Source organism: Shewanella sp. VB17 (genome assembly GCF_013248905.1).
Classification (GTDB): Bacteria; Pseudomonadota; Gammaproteobacteria; order Enterobacterales; family Shewanellaceae; genus Shewanella.
Map to the genome: position 1 here is coordinate 3281419 of NZ_JABRVS010000001.1, position 19179 is coordinate 3300597.

Genomic DNA, 19179 nt, shown 5'->3' on the forward strand with positions numbered 1-19179 from the left:
GATAAATACTTAATTTAACATGCAAACAGCATGTCCATCGGATCTTTATATCGATATTCAAATCCTAATTCAGTGGTGATTTTGCTACCATCTATGACTTTCCCCAATTGAGTTTCACCGCTAAAATCAGGCGCTACAAGAGAGAGTAATTGTGCCGCCTTAGTATAAAAATCTTGCCGTCTTGGATGCTGTGGAGCACATAGGTTGTAACTCCTACTAGTGTGCTTACTCAATAGCACACATAACACACCACCTATACAATCGTCTAAATGCACAATATTCACAGGAGAATCTGCACCCGCCAGTGCTTTTTTACCGGCCAAAAAACGACCAGGATGCCTTGCAGGGCCCACGAGTCCTGCGAAACGAAGCACACTAACATGACTGTACTCACTGAATAAGGCTTCTGCCTGCAATAATATGGTACTTGCCGATGAATGCGGCTGGGCATCTTGCTCCGTTATGGTCTTCTGGGATGGAGGATAAACACCTGTCGTACTAATAAAAATGATCTTCTTGTATGGGTGATCTGCCATACACTGTTTAAGAAGGTTCAATCGCTGGAGATAAGCACCTGGTGATTGTCGCATTGATGGAGGAATATTGATCACTATCGCATCAGTATGAAGCTGGGCAGATAATGATTGTTTATTAACACCATTGTTATCCAGATCTAAAGCAAACCCAATAATATCATCACGGTTTAATCTTCTGGCAGCTTCGAGGGTTCTTTTACTGCCACTAACGATAAACCCCTGCTTAACTAACGCGTTGGCCAATGGTAATCCAAACCAGCCACATCCGACAATACTGACCGTTTTTATGTTCAAGATGATCTCAATATTTCTGTCATTTGAAACATCATAACGAAAGCCGCACTAGGATGCTAGTGAGACATTAGCTATTGAAATAAAAGCTTATCCCCATTTCAGGCTGTAAGGTTTTCATGGCGCCTTCAGAGAGTTCTTCAATCTTAATCACTTGCTCAATAGTCACGTTATCCTCTATCAACAACTTCAAACCAGAATTACTGCCATCGGGATCACATACCCACACTTGAGGTTGTTTGACTTCTCTGGTCGTCATCATCACCTTAGCTACGTTACCATCAGATAACATCACTATGGTGCCTGGTGGATAAATCCCTAAGGTTTTAACTAGGCTGGCAACTAAAGAATCATCATGTTTACCGGCTCGTTTTTTAAATAAAAACCCTAACGCCACCTGAGGAGAACGAATACTTTCAGCCCATAATTGACTATCAAAATCATTCGCTAAACTGACAATTTGGGTCAACATTGGAATATTATCCGCTGTGAGCCCATCAGGATAACCAGAGCCATCGATAAATTCATGGTGATGCCGCACAATATTAAGCACAGACTCCGGAAACAACCCTGATTTACTCAACATGTCATAGCCGAAATTAGGGTGAGTTTTCATAAAATTGGCTTCAGTATCAGATAACGGGCCCTTTTTAGTACGGATATTCTCTGGCACCTTAAGTTTGCCTATATCATGATATAAACACCCTAACGCAATATCGCTCATATCAGATTCGCTCATCCCCAAGACTTTGGCCATCATTAATGCAACCACGGCAACGGAGATCCCATGTTGTGTGATACTGGTATCTGACTCACCTGCACTGACAAGGGCTAATTCAGGTCTGTCGACTTCAGACATATGCTCCATCATGCCTTTAACGATGGCCATCGCACTATGGTAGGCTCCTTCAGGATCACTGCTGGTTTTACTAAATGCTGTACGACTGTCATTCACATTTTGAATGAACCTTTGTTGGCTTACCTTTAAGGCTTTACGGGCTTGTGATTTAGTATCTATTTGAGGAGTCTCATCCACCACTTCCTGTACTTCTTCGATCTCTTCTTCATCTTCAGGGATAAGCTCATGCCCTGAGACAAGGATCACATAAGAAATACCTAAGCTTTTGATCAATTCTATCTGTGCTTCTTCTTTTATTTTGATACGGTTAAACAGGAAAGGATGATGCTTCCAAGATATGGGTAATTTTATCGTGATCCCAAGCTGTAACTTAGCTAAAGGTAAATGTATCTTTTCGGCTCTAGCCACCCGATGACACTCCTTCTAAATACGATCTTCAGAGTCATTTAATGTGTAGAAGATACGACTGGTTTCAGACTCAATATCAAGTTAGCTCACATACGCTTGATAAAAACCTTCTAAACTGAATGACATAACTATAGAACACTGAGAGATTTCTAATAAGTCAAATACTAAAATATTTCCTCCCCGCCCTCTCTTATAATAAAAAAATCTAACTATGGTGATTTTGATATATTTTAGCTATATAAAATATAGCTGCAACATAGAAAGGGATCATTCACCTTTATTCCAATCAGCAAAATAATGCTCCAAACGTATAGATTTGAATAAGTACAAGAGACTCCAAAAAAGGATCAGGCCATCTAGACCCATACTCCAGCTGTATAAATGGTGCGAGTTAATGCTCCTCTCAATCAATAAACATCCATCGATAGTGAGCAACACCAGTAGACACCATTTTAGCTGACCAAAAAAAGGCCTTATCCAATTCGGGGATCGCTTACGTTCAGCGATAATGGCAATATAAAGCAATAGTGCTCCGGCTCCTGCCAATAAGGCCATAATAAAATCCGCTTTTTGGGGATAAAAAAGAGCAACTAAGCCAGCGCGATCACTGGATTGTGTTAACGAAATAATAAGCACACACCAGCCACGAGCAATAAACGCTAATATCAAATAAAGGTATATTGGAGGTTTAATGCGCCCTTTATCGTCAAGCCAAGTGATATGACTAAAATTCATAACGTTACCTTTTAGGTGTTCTCTTCCTTCTCTATATGGAGACAAATAATGCCAATTCAATCCTAATAACTTGAGTTTCAGCGCTGTAAAACTACCGTTATTGCGCTAGCGAACATAAGAGCATACTCCCAAGCGCACTAAAAAATCATTAATGCACAGAGAGCACTTGCAAGAGACCATCTTCATCAATCACGTTAATGCCTAAATCTTGGGCTTTCGTCAACTTAGAACCCGCTGCTTCACCCGCAACTAAGCAATCGGTGTTTTTAGAAACACTGCCAGCGACCTTGGCTCCAAGTGCTTGTAACTTAGCCTTGGCATCATTACGATTCAATTTAGTCAACGTACCAGTCAACACCCAAGTTTGTCCTTTCAAAGATAACGTCTCTTGGGCAGCATCTTCAATTTCTGGCCAGTTGACACCCGCTTCGACTAAACTATCTACGACTGCTAGGTTATGTGGCTGTGCAAAAAAATGTGTTAAATTTTGGGCAACAATAACCCCCACATCATCCACTTTCATAAATGTTGCTGCATCGGCCACTTTCAACTTATCTAACGTCTTAAAATAATTAGCTAAATTCGCCGCCGTAGCCTCTCCAACTTCCCTGATCCCTAAGCCATACAAAAAACGATTAAAAGTCGTGGTTTTAGCCACCTCAATCGCGGTGACCAAATTGGTCGCTGATTTCATTGCCATGCGATCTAACATAGTGATCGCTGATGCCGTTAATGTAAACAGATCCGCAGGGCTTTCGACCAACTCTTTATCAATCAACTGTTCGACAACTTTATCCCCCATTCCATCAATATCTAAGGCTTTACGGGAGGCAAAATGCTTAATGGCTTCTTTGCGTTGAGCTTCACAGAATAAGCCGCCAGTACAACGTGCGGTAGCCTCACCTTCAACACGTTCAACTCTGCTGTCACATACAGGGCAGGTTTGCGGAAATTCAATGACTGCCGCACCTTCAGGACGCAGCTCTGCAACAATCGCCACAATCTGTGGAATGACATCGCCGGCTCGTCGCACGATCACCGTATCACCCACTTTCACTCCGAGGCGCGCTATCTCATCAGCATTATGCAAAGTGGCATTTGATACTGTCACACCGCCAACAAAAATAGGCTTAAGTCTAGCCACTGGAGTGACAGCGCCCGTACGGCCAACCTGAAAATCAACCCCCTCTAATACTGTCATCTCCTCTTGAGCAGGGAATTTAAACGCCGTTGCCCACCTTGGCGCCTTAGCAACAAAGCCAAGCAGTTTTTGTTGTTCAAGGGTGTCTACTTTAATCACAACACCATCAATTTCATAATCAAGCGTATCACGACGGGTCATAATATCCGTGTAATAGCGCATGACAGAACCGGTATCATCACACTGCTTAACTTCAGCACTGACAGGAAAGCCCCATGATTTAAGCTGCATGAGTTGATCATAGTGTGTATCAGCTAACGGCCAAGTGTCAGGTTCTACGACACCAAGAGCATAAGCATAAAACCCAAGCGCGCGACTGGCGGTTATTTTACTGTCTAATTGTCTAAGACTACCAGCAGCGGCATTTCTTGGGTTAACAAACACCTTATCTCCTTTAAGTCGGGCTCTATTATTGAGTGCATCAAATGCCTTCTTTGGCATAATCACCTCACCTCTGACTTCAAGCAAAGGTGGAAAATGATCACCACGTAACGTAAGCGGAATAGAAAGAATCGTACGCACATTCTCAGTGATATCTTCCCCTGTTGTACCATCACCTCGTGTGGCTGCTCGCTCATACACCCCATCACGATAGAGTATGCTTACCGCTAAGCCATCAAGTTTTGGCTCACAGCAAAAAGTAGGCGCTTGGTTAACTTTATCGCTAATACGCTTATAAAAAGCATCAAATTCCTCCTCGCTAAACACATTATCCAAACTTAACATAGGCTTAAGGTGGATAATTTGTTCGAACTTAGCTAACGCTACCCCTCCGACTCTCTGGGTTGGTGAAGTTGCCAGACATAAATCTGGATTGTCCGCCTCCAGTGCTTTTAATCGATTGAGCAAACGATCATATTCTGCATCTGGTACGCTAGGTTCATCTTCAACATAGTAGCGGTGGTTATGCTCATTCAGTGAGGCTGTTAGTTGTTTGATTTCTTCTATCACGTGCATTCTATGTATCCAGATAAGCATGACAAAGGCCGCGAAAGCGGCCTTTGTTAATTAATTAAAAATATTCATTTAAAGGCTTAGTCGAGCTGTGCACGAATACGCTGCAAATAAATTTGCTTAGTACTTTCACTCCAATCTGCTCGACCACCATCTAACAACCGACCATTCACATCATCGGCCATTTGCTGGGCGGAATTAAGCATAATTGAAAAATTCATCAAGGCATCACCATGGCAAGGCAATGTCATAAATAACACCACCCCTTCAGTCATAAACTGCTCCATATTATCCAAATCAAATACGCCAGGCTTAACCATATTGGCCAGTGAAAAGAGAACTTTTCCATTACCAGCATTGTCTGCATGACGATGAAAAATATCCATATCGCCAAATTTAAAATTTAATGACAATAAACAAGGTAACAATTCAGCACCACTTAGACCTTGTCCATCATTGCCGACAACATGCAATACTAAGACATCCTTTGGCTCTCCAAGCGTCTCAGACTCAGCCTCTTTCACTTCTGTGTCTGCTGCATCAAACATTGATCGTTGGCTATCTTGGCCCAAACCTAACGCCACCTGCGCTTCATCATCTTTGATTTGAGGATCGGTCTTCAGTACTGGCTCTTGCCTATCGAATGATTCACCTTCAGTTAAGATCATGTCATGATTATCTACAGCGACATTATCCGACAAGTCGACTGTCGGCTTATGGTGACTGCTCATCTTGGCATACTCAGCACGATGGATCTCTTTTTTAACTCTCACCTCACCAATGCCATCGACATCGAAGCCTTGAGAATCACGTACCGATGCTGGATCCTTATAAAACCCTGTTATCGGGCTTTCTTTTAACGATTTAGGCTGCTGCTTTCTGATAGACCAAAAACCATGCACAAGCACAGCGATAATTGCAATCGCACCTAATACAAATAATACCAGTTGCAAATTTTCCATTTGTTACCCTGTCTTTCATATAAATGGTTATACAGCGTCGGCAATCGCCACCGCTTCTTCAATATTGACTGTAACTATACGTGAAACTCCAAGTTCATGCATAGTGACACCAATGAGTTGATCTGCGAGTTCCATTGTGATTTTGTTATGGCTGATATACACAAACTGCACACTTTGAGACATCTCTTTAACCAAACGACAAAACCGTTCAACATTCGCATCATCTAATGGCGCATCAACCTCATCTAACATACAAAAAGGTGCCGGATTAAGTCTAAATATCGCGAATACCAATGATAAAGCGGTTAGCGCTTTTTCTCCACCAGAAAGAAGGTGAATCGTACTATTCTTTTTACCCGGTGGTCTTGCCATAATGGTCACTCCTGTTTCAAGAAGATCATCATGGGTCAAGGCTAAGTGGGCACTACCGCCACCGAAAACTTTTGGAAAAAGCAAACCTAAATCTTTATTTACCTTATCAAACGTCTCTTTAAAGCGCATTTTGGTCTCTCGATCTATTTTACGGATCGCTTCTTCGAGACTGGTCAACGCCTTGGTCAAATCGGCATCTTGACTGTCTAAGTAAGATTTACGTTCATTTTGCTGCTCAAATTCCTCAATCGCTGCCAAGTTAATAGCACCAAGATGAAGGATCTGAGTTTTCGTCCTTTCAAGTTCTCGCTGACGAGCCATCAGCGTCATATTCATGTCCATGTTAGATTGAATCTCCTCAACGACAATTTCTTGCTCTTTGAGTAACATAGATTGACTATCCGCTTGCCCTTTTATTCCCTCTCTACGTAACTTTAACGTGCTGATAGATTGAGTCAAGCCTTCTATCTTTGTCCGTTGTTGTTTTTTCTTTAATATAAGGTTATCACTCTCTTCATGGACATGAGTTTGTTGCTGACGTAACTGAGATAATTCATTTTGCTTAATTTGCTGTAATGATAACGCTTCGCTTAATTGACGGTGTAGCCCACTTAACTGTCCATCTTCTTGACTGTCTTTGGACACCAACTGATGTTCTAGTGCTAACTTAGCCAATTTAAGCTCATCTACCCGCTCTTTTTGTTGGACTGTGGCCTGCTCCTTAAGCGCTAATTTAGTCTTCAATGTCTGAATATCATTATTCGATGCAGCTTGTTTGGCTTTAATATCGTTACGATGGCTTTTTAGACCATTGACCTGAGTCAGGTACACTTGTTGCTTAGTTTCAAACTCTACTAATGATGCGCAAGCCACCGTATACCTTGCTTCATCTTGCGCAAGTTTGGCCACTAAATCACTCTCTTTTAATTCATCTTGTTCAATATCTACTCTCAATTGCTTCAATTCAGTGTCTAATCGCTCAACATTGACCTTATGCTCAGCCGTTCTCTGTTTAGACGCGGACAACTGTGAACTAAGACTGGCTATCGATAATTTAAGCTGTTGCAATTGTTCATGCTCAAGTGTCAACTCCTGTCGTAAAGATCCCAACATCGTCGCGTGTTCATCACAGGTACCATTAATCTCTGCTAACAACACTTCAGACTCGTGAATGCTCTTATCCAATGCTTGCTGCTCTTGTTTTAGTTGTACAATAGAACTTGAGTCAGTGCCTTTTTTAATGCAAAAGCCCTTTCCTAAAAGGTATCCATCAGCGGTCACGATCCGTTCATGTTCAGTAAGGCTATCAAGCTGTACCGCAGCTAAACTTTCGACCCAATGGACATTCGCTAACCAAGGAGAAAGGTTGGTATGACAATTAACACCTTTCCAACTTTGTTTTTCAAATACAGTAAAACCCATGGCATCAGCGTCCACATTCGCAGGCACTTTTAATAAGCCATCAAACAAAAGCTCAACCGCTTTTTCCCAACCAGGTTGAACATCAAGTAACTGCCATAATGCTTTGCCCTCTATTTCGCTGTCATCAGGCAAAAGTCTGCAAACCAAAGAAAGACGACCACGCTCTTCGGCTAAAGATTGACGTAAAGCTTCCTGTTTCACTGTTAACCTTGCTTGAACTTGATTGACACCATGATGCTTTTCATTCAACTCATCGATGATCTCTTGTCGGCTTACCGACGCCTGTGTAAGCCGTTCAAGTTCATCTAATTGCGACTGTTTAATGTGGTTAGCACTGTGATTTGATAGTTCATCAAACTGTTGTTTCACCTTAGTACTCTGCTGAGTCTTATGCTGTAACATTGATTGATGATGACTTAACTCGCCTCTGCTTATTTCCTGAGCAAGTCGATAAGCAGCGACCTGTTCTTTATGGGCATTCACATCACTAACAAGTTGTTGCCCTTGTGTTTCCTGCTCAGCAAGCTGATTAAGCACATGGTTAACTTGCTCTGTTAGCGTATCAAAAACGGGTAATTTATTAGCAAGTTCAATCGAAAAATTTGCCGTTAATGCTTGATCGGCTGTGAGCAACTCTCCCTGCTCGGTGATTTTCATCACCATATCTTCGATACGTTTATCAATATACGCATCTTGCTGCTGCCTATACTTCAGATCTTGTTCAAGTTTGGTGATCTGAGTACCACAAGCATAAAAGTCTTCTACTTTATTTTGTTCTTGTCCGTCAAATTCAACCAATTTCACTTTAAGCTGAGTTAACATTAACTCTGTGCTTTGTTGTTGTGCCAACAGTTCAGCTAAATTAACGTCAAGCAGATTAATCTCGCGGGTTAATTTTTCTACCTGCAGACTTAATTCAACATAACGACTCACGCAGAGCTCAGCATCAAGCTGGCGCTCAGATTGCTTTAACGCTCGATACTGCTTAGCACTGGACGCTTGTTCTGCCAGTTTATCCAACTGACGCCCCAACTCACTGCGAATATCACCCAGTCGTTCTAAATTTTCACGCGTATGCCGAATGCGAGTTTCGGTTTCACGTCGGCGCTCTTTATACCTTGAGATCCCCGCTGCCTCTTCGATAAACACCCGAAGTTCCTGAGGTTTTGATTCGATAAGTCTGGAGATGGTACCTTGCTCAATAATCCCGTAACTGCGAGGTCCAAGCCCTGTCCCCATAAAGAGATCGGTAATGTCTTTACGACGACATTTTTGACCGTTTAGAAAATAACCAGAGTCGCCATCACGACTAACTTGACGTTTGACTGCAATCTCCTGATAGCTGGCATATTCGCCCGATAAACGTCCATCTTGATTTTCAAATAATAGTTCAACATTGGCCACCGAAACAGGCCGCCTCGCGGTAGAGCCGTTAAAAATAACATCCGCCATCGAATCACCACGTAAATGCTTGGCAGAACTTTCACCTAATACCCAACGTACGGCATCAATAATATTGGATTTTCCACAGCCATTTGGGCCTATGACAGCCGTTAAAGGATGAAGAAATGGGATTTTAGTTGGATCAACAAACGATTTAAATCCAGCAAGTTTTATCTGTTTGAGTCTCATGGGGTCAGTTAGGTCATTTTTTAGCTAATCACGAATATGGGTCGATTAGCGAAACAGAGCTTATTTAGAGTGGATTTACTAGCAACTACTTTACCAAGCAAGCTGTATTTTGTAACGTTTTTATTCTCCATTTAAGTATATCGCTTGTGATCATCCAGTCATTGGCACACAATCCAGTTAAGCCTTTTTCAATTCAATAGTCGTGTCTAATTTATGAATCAAACAGCTGAAAGACCCCAAAAAAGTGGCGTAAACTATTTTCTCGAGGGATTTAGTCTCATTAAAACGAAAGGGTTAAGAAGTTTCGTTTTTATCCCATTAATGATAAATCTCATGCTATTTTCAAGCGTGATCTACTTCGCCATAGGCCAACTCGACATAATGTTTAACTGGATATCAGCTCAACTGCCTGATTATCTAAGTTGGTTAAATTTCCTGTTATGGCCACTGGCCGTGCTCACTTTACTTGTGGTGCTCTCATTTTTGTTTAGTTCGGTGATGAACTGGCTAGCAGCCCCTTTTAATGGGTTGCTAGCAGAAAAGGTCGAACAACACCTAACAGGGCAATCACTTAATAGCGGGACGACTGTCGATCTAATCAAAGACCTGCCACGGGTGTTAGGACGAGAATGGATCAAACTAAAATATTACCTACCACGAGCTATTATTTGCCTCATTTTATTCTGGATCCCTTTTATCGGTCAAACTTTTGCACCCATTATCTGGTTTCTATTCAGTGCGTGGATGATGGCGATCCAATATTGTGACTATCCATTTGATAATCATAAAGTCGCATTCAGTGATATGAAATTTGCCCTTAACCAAACCAGGGGAACCAGTTTCAGCTTCGGGGCTGCAGTCACGTTATTTTCGATGATCCCCATCATTAATTTTATTGTCATGCCCGTCGCCATTTGTGGGGCAACATCAATGTGGGTTGATAAATACCGAGCTGCATACAAACACCCAGAAATCGCACCAGATTAACATTCATTACATAAGGATTGTGCTAAGCGATATTATTTAACTTATTAAATAATATCGCTTACGTTGGATGTAGACTATGCACACTCACCACTGAGCTTTTAGACATATGCTGTCGGTGTTTGGCTAAAACACTGTGGCATAGAATATTGATACCTAAAAACGAATACATAATAATGCTTCAATGTAAATGTACATAAAATCTCATAACCTCGAAATACTAACTATAATCAGGTAACTAAAATTTTTTATCTATGTGAAAAGAGGCGATAGTTCATGAATAAAGTTATCTTGTTAAGTGGATTAATATTTTTTTCTAGCTCCATTTCGGCACAAACTAAGGTCACCATTTATGGTGATGATGATTATCCTCCCTATTCATACGCAGAAAATGGCGAAATGACAGGGATCTACACCATGATCCTTCAAAGTGTAGCGAAGAAGATGCCTGATTATAATATCGTCATAAAAAATACCCCTTGGAAACGTGGCTTGGCTGAAATCGAAAAGGGAAAGATGTTTGCTCTTTACCCACCTTACAATCGGCCAACAGAACGACCTTACATGGAATACGAAACGGCCATTTTAGATGAAGAATTGAGCCTTTTTTGCAGTGATAAAATAACCCAAGAAAAACGGGCTAAATGGCCTGAAGATTATTATGGACTAAGTATTGGTAATAATGCGGGTTTTTCCCCTGGAGGAGAAGCTTTTTTAAGTGCTGTAAAAGCAGGAAAAATCACATTAAAGGAAGTTAAAGGGACATCAAAAAATCTCCAAAAATTAATCAGTGGTCGCATTGATTGTTATTTAAATGATGGTCTATCAATTGAATGGGAACTTAAGCAATTACAAAAAAGTGGCAAATACAGTGGCACTGGCGTATCTAAAGCGCTAGTCATTTCAGCAGAGCAAGGGTATTTAGGGTTTGTAACAGACGGTAGCAAATTTGCTTTTAAAGATGACTTCAAACAACAATACAATGCCGTGTTAAGCCAAATGAAAGACAGCGGTGAGGTCAAAAAAATTGTTGAGGAATTCTTAAAATAAACTCACTAAATATCGAGTGAAAATTTAACGCTCAAAGCGGTGGTGGTGAAGCCCAATTGACTATTGAGCTTGCTTATCAAGGTCAAAAAAACGCCTTGATAAGCAACATTATCGGTTATATTTCGGTAAGTTTTTCATAGGTTTCAGGGCGTCTATCTCGATAAAAATGCCATACTGTTCTCACCTCATCCAGCATATCTAAATCCAATGTCGATATCAGTAGCTCATCATTATCCTCAGATGCAATATCGATGATTTCACCGCGTGGATTAACGTGGTAACTACTGCCGTAGAATTTACCTATATTCCAAGGCTCTTCTGTACCGACTCGATTAATGCAGCCCATAAAATATCCATTGGCAACAGCATGCGCTGGCTGCTCCAATTTCCATAAATGTTGTGATAAACCAGCAACAGTAGCCGAAGGGTTATAGACAATTTCAGCCCCATTTAACCCTAAAATACGTGCCCCCTCAGGAAAGTGTCTGTCATAACAGATGTACACACCTATTTTTGCGTAACGAGTTTGAAATACTGGCCATGCATTATCACCTGGTTTAAAGAAAAACTTCTCCCAAAAACCATTGGTGTGCGGAATTTGTTTTTTACGATACTTTCCAAGATAAGTACCATCTGCATCGATCACTGCGGCAGTATTATAATACACACCAGGTTGAACATATTCATAGACAGGAACGACCATCACCATCTCATATTTTTTCGCGTATTCTGCCATCAACTGTGTCGTCGGCCCAGGGACAGGCTCAGCGGCATCATACCAACGTGCATCTTGAGATGGGCAAAAGTAGGGACCGTTAAATATTTCCTGTAAACATAAAATTTGCACCCCTTTTCTGCCCGCCTCTTCGATGAAGGGGAGATGGTGCTCTAAGGCCGCTTGTTGAATCTCTTTCACTGATACTGATTCATCATTAATGGGATTATGGCATTGAATTAGGCCACTTATCACGTTTCTTGGCATGTCGTTTCTCCATGTCGTTTTCTGGATGGTTCAATATTGTCGTCGTACATATTTTCCTTACCCTTCTCTTCGCGAAATGGATTTGCAGGGTGATGTAACCAACTTAAATGTGGCTCACCGGTATCGATATCTCGCATCACAATCGCATCTGGCTCTGGACAGGTGATCTGACATAAATTACAGCCAACACAATCCTCATCAATCACAGAATAGGTATTATGGATCCCATCGAGTTTTAAAATTGCTTGGTGTGAGGTATCCTCACAGGCAGCAAAGCAGCGTCCACATTGAATGCAGTTATCTTGTTCGATATAAGCGACCCGCTTATAATTCATATTCAAGTGTTTCCAATCCGTGGTGTTTTTTATGGCTGCGCCACGAAATTCTGCAATATTTCGATACCCCTTTTCTTCCATCCAGTTGCTCAATCCATCACACAGCTCAGTGATAATCTTAAATCCAAACAACATAGCTGCAGTACACACCTGCACATTACTGGCTCCTAAACTAATAAACTCCGCTGCATCTCGCCAATTTGACACTCCACCAATCCCTGAGATCGGTAGTTGATGTGTTGCTTTATTGCGTGCAATTTCAGAGACCATACTTAATGCGATGGGTTTAACCGCTGGGCCGCAATAGCCACCATGAGTACTTTTACCGTCGACACTCGGCTCTGGCGACATGGTATCAAGGTTAACAGAGGTGATTGAGTTGATCGTATTAATCAAACTTACCGCGTCTGCACCTCCCACCATTGCGCCTTCTGCTGGCTTGAGGATATCCGTAATATTAGGCGTCAATTTAACAATCACTGGTTTTGAGTAGTATTGCTTACACCAACGAGTCACCATTTCAACGTAGGCGGGTATTTGGCCAACAGCCGCTCCCATACCGCGCTCAGGCATACCATGAGGACAGCCAAAATTGAGTTCAATCCCATCAGCACCTGTGGCTTCAACCAAAGGTAAGATATGTTGCCAAGCCTCTTCCTCACAAGGCACCATTAATGACACTATGATGACCCTATCTGGCCAGTCTTTTTTAACTTGAGTAATTTCATCTAAGTTAATTTGTAATGATCTATCGGTAATAAGTTCAATATTATTGAGCCCCAACACCTCACGTTTTTGACCATAATGCACGCCATAACGAGAAGACACGTTGATTGGTGCGGGATCTTGCCCCAATGTTTTCCATACCACCCCACCCCAGCCAGCTTCAAACGCACGTATGACGTTATACGCCTTATCTGTCGGCGGTGCTGAAGCTAACCAAAATGGATTAATGGATTTTATACCAATGAATTCGCATGATAAATCTGCCATATTCAACTCCTTTCACCCTGTAATTTTTGATGTATTGCTAAGGCAGCTTTATTACCGTGATCAACCGCTTCAACGACTAAATCCTTGCCATTTATACAATCACCACCTGCATAGACATCATCAAGTGATGTCTTAAAGTGATGATCAACGGCAAGGCGTCCTCGTTGACAAAGAGTAGGCATATCATCGAACTCATTCGCCAGTGAAGTCTTATCAAATTTCTGGCCTATTGCTTTAAATACCACATCGCATGGCAGAGTAATGATCTCCTTTTGTTGACTGACATTTTGGTGCTGATGATCACCTGTGAGGGTAAAGCTCATGCTGGTGATCCCCTTATTATCACCTATGATTTCTAGCGGTTGTGCGTGACAAATAAAACGGACCCCATGCCTATAAGCCAGATCTTTTTCATGATCAGATGCCCCCATTGAATCCATATCGCGCCGATAAACAATCGTGACTTCTTCAGCCCCTAATTTTTTACTCTGCACTGCGATATCAATGGCTGTCATGCCGCCACCAATCACTAATACCTGTCGACCTACCGGTAAATTTCCCATGCTCTGTGTTTGGCGTAACTGATAAATATACTCTACCGCATCTTCAACACCTGGATACTCTTCGCCGGGAATATTTAAGGCATTCGTACTGCCCATACCAATGCCAAGAAACACAGAGTCATATTGCATTCGTAATGCTTTAAGACTGATTTGCTTACCTAATGCAGTATCATATTGAATGGTGATACCTCCGATCTGTAATACGAAATCAACTTCTTGCTGGGCATAGTTATCTACCAATTTATAAACTGCGATGCCGTATTCATTTAAACCACCGGTTTTACTGGTGCTTTCGTAGATGGTAATTTGGTGTCCTTCACGGGCAAGTCGATGGGCACAGGCAAGACCCGCAGGCCCAGCACCGACAACAGCAATATGTTTGCCTGTATCAGGTGCTCTTGAGAAAGGATAATCACGTTGCGGATCTAGTTGCTCAACGGCATAACGTTGCAGCAAACCAATAGCAACGGGCGCATGTTCTTTGCTATTACGCACACACACGTCTTCGCATAACGTCTCCGTAGGGCAAACTCGGGCACAAGTGCCCCCTAAAATATTAGCTGATAATACTTCCTTACCAGCACCATGGAGATTACCCGTATTAATTTTACGAATAAACAATGGAATATCAATCCCTGTCGGGCACGCCTTTATACAGGGCGCATCGTAACAAAAAAGACATCGTTCACTCTCAACCAAGACTTGTTTTTTAGTCAATGGCGGGGAAATATCTGTAAAATTAGCGATTATTTCTGCATCAGATAATCGCGGTGATTCAATACATTGATGGATGCTCATGTGGTTTCCTTTTAAATAATAAATTCAGCACCTAACCTTTTATGACAAATAGATTAAGTGTGTTAGTGATACTCAAAAGAAAATTGCGTATTGAGTGCGAACCTCGAAGCAGGCCACTTTTGCGTAATGACTTTTCGCCGAGTATTGAACCTAACGGCACCACAAGCATATCCTGCATTTTCAATACTCCGAGCCAGCTCACCAACAGTATCACTGATCACTTTGCCATGCTCAGAGGTGAACAAAGAGCAAATTTCATCGCTATCCTCTTCAAGTAACGGTTTAAACCTAAACATCACCTGAGCCCCCTTCGCTACTGGCGTTGAACACCATGCAGGCAATGACATTTTTGCTCCAACTATGCTTTGCATACTTAATTTCCGGTTATTTAATCAATGTAATAATGACGAATGTAAGTGAGAAATAGTTTGCAATTTGTTTCTATATTGTTAAATCTAGCATATTGAAAATTAACTTAAGTAAATGATTAACTAAATACATGGGACAAGAACAGAAAATTATCAGTCAACTTTCAAATTTTGACATTCGTTTATTACGCGTATTTCGCACAGTCGTAAATTGTGGTGGGTTTGCCGCAGCAGAAGTTGAATTGAACATCAGTTGCTCAGCTATCAGTATCAGTATGTCTGATCTAGAAGAAAGATTGGGGTTGCGTTTATGTCAGCGAGGCCGTGCCGGCTTTTCACTGACCAATGAAGGCCGACTCGTATACGAGGCAAGTTTACAATTAATGACCTCACTCGAAACATTCAGAACTCAAGTTAACGCTATACACCATGAACTCAAAGGTGAGCTCAGCATTGGTATTACAGATAACCTCGTCACACTCAAGCACATGCAAATCACAAAAGCATTGCAAAAACTAAAGCAACAAGGACCTCAAATAAAGATTCAGATCCGCATGATCCCTCCAAATGACATCGAAAGAAATGTACTTGATGGCGGGCTCAATGTCGGTGTAATACCTCAATTACGACCATTACCAGGCCTTGAATATCAACCACTTTATGATGAAAAATCATTATTATATTGCAATCATGAGCATCTGCTGTTTGACATGAATGACGATGACATTACAGCACAATTACTCTATCAATGTGACGCTGTCGCACCAGCTTATGCACAATTAGCCCAAACCAAGGAGCATTATCAAAAATTAAATACCACAGCAACCGCTACGGATCGTGAAGGTGTGGCTTTTTTAATATTAACGGGGTGTTTTATTGGCTATTTACCCACCCATTATGCCCAGCGATGGGTCACGTCCAAAGAGATGAGAGCCATATGCCCACAACAACTCCATTTCACCACAGAATATCAATTGGTCTTACGCAAAGGAGCCTGCCCAAACTTAGTACTGGATACCTTTCTAAGAGAAGTCAATCCTAAAAATATCACATAACATTTATTGTAACTTCATTCATAATAGGAAAAATGCACATGTCAATATTAATTAGAGGTGGCACCATTGTTACCGCCGACCGCAGTTATCAAGCGGACGTATATTGCGAAGAAGGGATCATTAAATTGATTGGTCACCACTTAAATGTTCCCTGTGGGTGTGAAGTCATCGATGCTGGAGATTTACTGGTGATGCCCGGTGGCATTGACCCTCATACCCATATGCAACTTCCTTTTATGGGGACCGTCGCCAGTGAAGATTTTTTTAGCGGTACCAGTGCAGGGGCTGCGGGAGGCACAACCTCTATTATTGATTTTGTGATCCCCTCAGTTAATCAACCTTTAATGCAAGCCTACGAACAATGGATGGAGTGGGCACGAAAATCAGCGACCGATTATAGTTTCCATGTGGCGATCACATGGTGGGATCAATCTGTCAGTGACGACATGGGAAAATTAGTGAGAGATCATGGCGTTAATAGTTTTAAACATTTTATGGCCTATAAAAATGCCATCATGGCTGAAGACGAGACGTTAGTGAACAGTTTCGCTCGCTGTCTTGACTTAGGGGCGATGCCGACAGTGCACGCAGAGAACGGTGATTTAGTTTACCATCTGCAAAAGAAAATTTTAGCACAAGGAATTTCAGGCCCTGAAGGGCATCCATTATCTCGCCCAGTTGAAGTCGAAGGAGAAGCATCAAATCGGGCGATCAGAATCGCACAAGCATTGAATGTGCCTATTTATGTAGTTCATGTCTCTTGCGCCGAATCATTACAAGCCATCACTAGAGCAAGAAACGAAGGGCAACGTGTTTACGGTGAAGTCCTCGCAGGTCATTTGGAAATTGATGATTCTGTTTATCAACACCCTGACTGGGCATTTGCAGCAGCGCATGTGATGAGCCCACCCTTTCGCCCCAAAAAACACCAAGAATTACTTTGGCAAGGATTACAATCTGGAAACCTACACACAACAGCCACTGATCACTGTTGCTTTTGTGCCCCCCAAAAAGCCGCTGGTAAGGATGACTTCAGTTTGATCCCTAATGGGACTGCGGGCATAGAAGACAGAATGTCGGTTATTTGGGATTCTGGGGTTAATAGCGGCAGATTAACAGAAAATGAATTTGTCGCGGTAACCTCCACCAACGCCGCCAAAATATTCAATATATACCCACGAAAAGGCGCGATCACTGTGGGAGCTGATGCAGATATTGTGATTTGGGATCCCAATGGCAGTAGAACCATTTCAGCTAACACCCATCATCAAAATATTGACTTTAATATCTTTGAAGGCAGAACCGTTAAAGGGATCGCTGTGCACACATTAAGCCGCGGTAAACTGGTGTGGACTCAAGGAGAACTCAGGACCATAAAAGGGGCGGGTCAATACATTAAACGACCAGCATTTGGTGGTAACGTCCAAGCACCCCAAAAAATGGCACTGCAAAAAGAAAGCAAATCAGTGTCAAGATCATAACCATACAATAAACTGTGATGTGTGTGATAGTGCTGATTTTCTTCCAGCCGGATCACACACAAGCAACGCCAATCAAGTCATGGTATCAATAAATAAACAGCATCGATAAGACCATGAGCTCATAAATTACCATCTTTATATTTATCTAAAATGGCTTGGTAGGTACCATTTTGCTTAATTTCATCTAAACCTGTATTAAAGTCATCATTAATTTTTTTATCTAACGTTTTTAAGTTTCTTGCTGATGGGATAAACAAAGGATAAATAATTAATGACTCTGTAATGCTTTCTTCCAATAATTGTCCCTTATTATACGCCAGCTTACGCCAATACATGAAAATACGTTTATCTGTAATCACAGCATCTACCTTATTAGCATAAAGCTGTCTAATTTGCAGATGCTGGTGAGCGTGTTCCTTGTATTCTGGATTATTGTGGATAACAGACAGAAAATCTTGCCCTAAGTATTTACTGGCATGTTGGAAAGCAATAATCTTTAATGTCGATAAATCTTCTACCTCATTTATGATCAGTTGCTTTTTTTTCAAAGCAATAACAACATTTTGAAGGCTAATGATGGTGTTGCTTGTATACGTCGCCCCCCCAAGTTCTTTGCTCATGTCATAACTGCTGTTTTCTACCACACCATCGAAAGGATTATTTTTCACAAAATACAGTAACCGACCTGTAGGGACATAATTAAAACTCACAGTGTGGCCCACAGCCTTAAAAGCACTTCTTATGATATCAACCTCTATACCTGAGTCTTCAGATGAAATGACATAAGGGGGGAGAAATGAGCCTATGGTTATGTTGACCTCTTTGGCCGCTAGCCCACCAACATTAAAAAATAAGGCCATTGACACCCAGATAACGTGATTAAAACTCAACATATCTTTAATGATAAAAATACCCAATACTAATCGCTCCCATTTCCTATAAATAATCCATATTTACTTATTTTTCATTATTTTAATGACATTTTTAATAAATATAGTATAGGGTGAAATAGCATTACTCGCCAAAATATGATTAATGGCGTTAACATCTTAAGTCTTCGATATGCAACATTGTGCATTTTGCCGTCACTAGCGCGTATGGACACATCACAGCAACGAGTACACTGTGCGTTTCGACAATCATCTGTTTCAATCCATTAATCTATCACTCCATTACATTGAGACATAAATCGACTCAA

General features: G+C 41.5%; 15 protein-coding genes. 4 read left to right on the forward strand and 11 right to left on the reverse strand.

Going from position 1 to position 19179, the window contains the following annotated elements; translation table 11 throughout:
* Nucleotides 1-14: 14 nt before the first annotated feature.
* The 6 genes from HQQ94_RS14100 to HQQ94_RS14125 form a co-directional block, all read right to left on the reverse strand.
* Entirely contained in the window at nucleotides 15-830 is an 816-nt protein-coding gene (locus HQQ94_RS14100; protein WP_173295012.1) for an SDR family oxidoreductase, read from the reverse strand.
* 67 nt (nucleotides 831-897) lie between these two features.
* The gene (locus HQQ94_RS14105; RefSeq protein ID WP_173295013.1) at nucleotides 898-2094 is read right to left on the reverse strand and encodes an HD-GYP domain-containing protein; all 1197 of its coding nucleotides are present in this window, start codon (nucleotides 2092-2094) and stop codon (nucleotides 898-900) included.
* Nucleotides 2095-2361: 267 nt separating this feature from the next.
* On the reverse strand, nucleotides 2362-2829 hold the full coding sequence (locus HQQ94_RS14110) for a DUF2919 domain-containing protein (RefSeq protein WP_173295014.1): 468 nt from the start codon (nucleotides 2827-2829) through the stop codon (nucleotides 2362-2364).
* Nucleotides 2830-2977: 148 nt separating this feature from the next.
* A complete protein-coding gene (gene ligA, locus HQQ94_RS14115; protein WP_173295015.1) occupies nucleotides 2978-4987 on the reverse strand; it encodes an NAD-dependent DNA ligase LigA in 2010 nt (669 codons plus the stop codon).
* A 77-nt stretch (nucleotides 4988-5064) separates the two neighbouring features.
* Nucleotides 5065-5946, reverse strand: a complete 882-nt coding sequence (zipA, locus tag HQQ94_RS14120; RefSeq protein ID WP_173295016.1) for a cell division protein ZipA — start codon at nucleotides 5944-5946, stop codon at nucleotides 5065-5067.
* Nucleotides 5947-5973: 27 nt separating this feature from the next.
* Nucleotides 5974-9372: an AAA family ATPase gene (locus tag HQQ94_RS14125; protein ID WP_173295017.1), complete on the reverse strand. Its 3399-nt coding sequence runs from the start codon at nucleotides 9370-9372 to the stop codon at nucleotides 5974-5976.
* Between the two features lie 213 nt (nucleotides 9373-9585).
* Between HQQ94_RS14125 and cysZ the strand changes: the two genes are divergently transcribed.
* Both cysZ and HQQ94_RS14135 read left to right on the forward strand, forming a co-directional pair.
* Nucleotides 9586-10359 (forward strand): sulfate transporter CysZ, encoded by a 774-nt coding sequence (gene cysZ, locus HQQ94_RS14130; RefSeq protein WP_173295018.1) that lies wholly within the window; start codon nucleotides 9586-9588, stop codon nucleotides 10357-10359.
* A gap of 273 nt (nucleotides 10360-10632) precedes the next feature.
* Nucleotides 10633-11406, forward strand: coding sequence for an ABC transporter substrate-binding protein (locus HQQ94_RS14135; RefSeq protein ID WP_173295019.1), 774 nt, complete (start codon nucleotides 10633-10635; stop codon nucleotides 11404-11406).
* 115 nt (nucleotides 11407-11521) lie between these two features.
* Here HQQ94_RS14135 and HQQ94_RS14140 read toward each other — a convergent pair whose 3' ends face one another.
* The 4 genes from HQQ94_RS14140 to HQQ94_RS14155 all read right to left on the reverse strand — a co-directional run bounded on the left by HQQ94_RS14140 (nucleotide 11522) and on the right by HQQ94_RS14155 (nucleotide 15448).
* Nucleotides 11522-12388, reverse strand: coding sequence for a nitrilase-related carbon-nitrogen hydrolase (locus tag HQQ94_RS14140; protein ID WP_173295020.1), 867 nt, complete (start codon nucleotides 12386-12388; stop codon nucleotides 11522-11524).
* Nucleotides 12373-13716: an NAD-dependent dihydropyrimidine dehydrogenase subunit PreA gene (gene preA, locus HQQ94_RS14145; RefSeq protein ID WP_173295021.1), complete on the reverse strand. Its 1344-nt coding sequence runs from the start codon at nucleotides 13714-13716 to the stop codon at nucleotides 12373-12375. Before preA ends, HQQ94_RS14140 begins: the two co-directional genes overlap by 16 nt.
* Before the next feature lie 2 nt (nucleotides 13717-13718).
* On the reverse strand, nucleotides 13719-15077 hold the full coding sequence (locus HQQ94_RS14150; RefSeq protein ID WP_173295022.1) for an NAD(P)-dependent oxidoreductase: 1359 nt from the start codon (nucleotides 15075-15077) through the stop codon (nucleotides 13719-13721).
* Between the two features lie 62 nt (nucleotides 15078-15139).
* Nucleotides 15140-15448: an aldehyde dehydrogenase family protein gene (locus HQQ94_RS14155; RefSeq protein ID WP_173295023.1), complete on the reverse strand. Its 309-nt coding sequence runs from the start codon at nucleotides 15446-15448 to the stop codon at nucleotides 15140-15142.
* Between the two features lie 128 nt (nucleotides 15449-15576).
* On the opposite strand from HQQ94_RS14155, the gene HQQ94_RS14160 reads away from it, so the two are divergent.
* Both HQQ94_RS14160 and hydA read left to right on the forward strand, forming a co-directional pair.
* Nucleotides 15577-16500 carry a LysR family transcriptional regulator gene (locus tag HQQ94_RS14160; protein ID WP_173295024.1) on the forward strand — a complete coding sequence of 308 codons (924 nt, stop codon included), beginning with the start codon at nucleotides 15577-15579 and terminating at the stop codon, nucleotides 16498-16500.
* Between the two features lie 38 nt (nucleotides 16501-16538).
* On the forward strand, nucleotides 16539-17981 hold the full coding sequence (gene hydA / locus HQQ94_RS14165) for a dihydropyrimidinase (protein ID WP_173295025.1): 1443 nt from the start codon (nucleotides 16539-16541) through the stop codon (nucleotides 17979-17981).
* 119 nt (nucleotides 17982-18100) lie between these two features.
* Here hydA and HQQ94_RS14170 read toward each other — a convergent pair whose 3' ends face one another.
* Nucleotides 18101-18898: an ABC transporter substrate-binding protein gene (locus HQQ94_RS14170; RefSeq protein ID WP_173295026.1), complete on the reverse strand. Its 798-nt coding sequence runs from the start codon at nucleotides 18896-18898 to the stop codon at nucleotides 18101-18103.
* Nucleotides 18899-19179 lie beyond the last annotated feature (281 nt).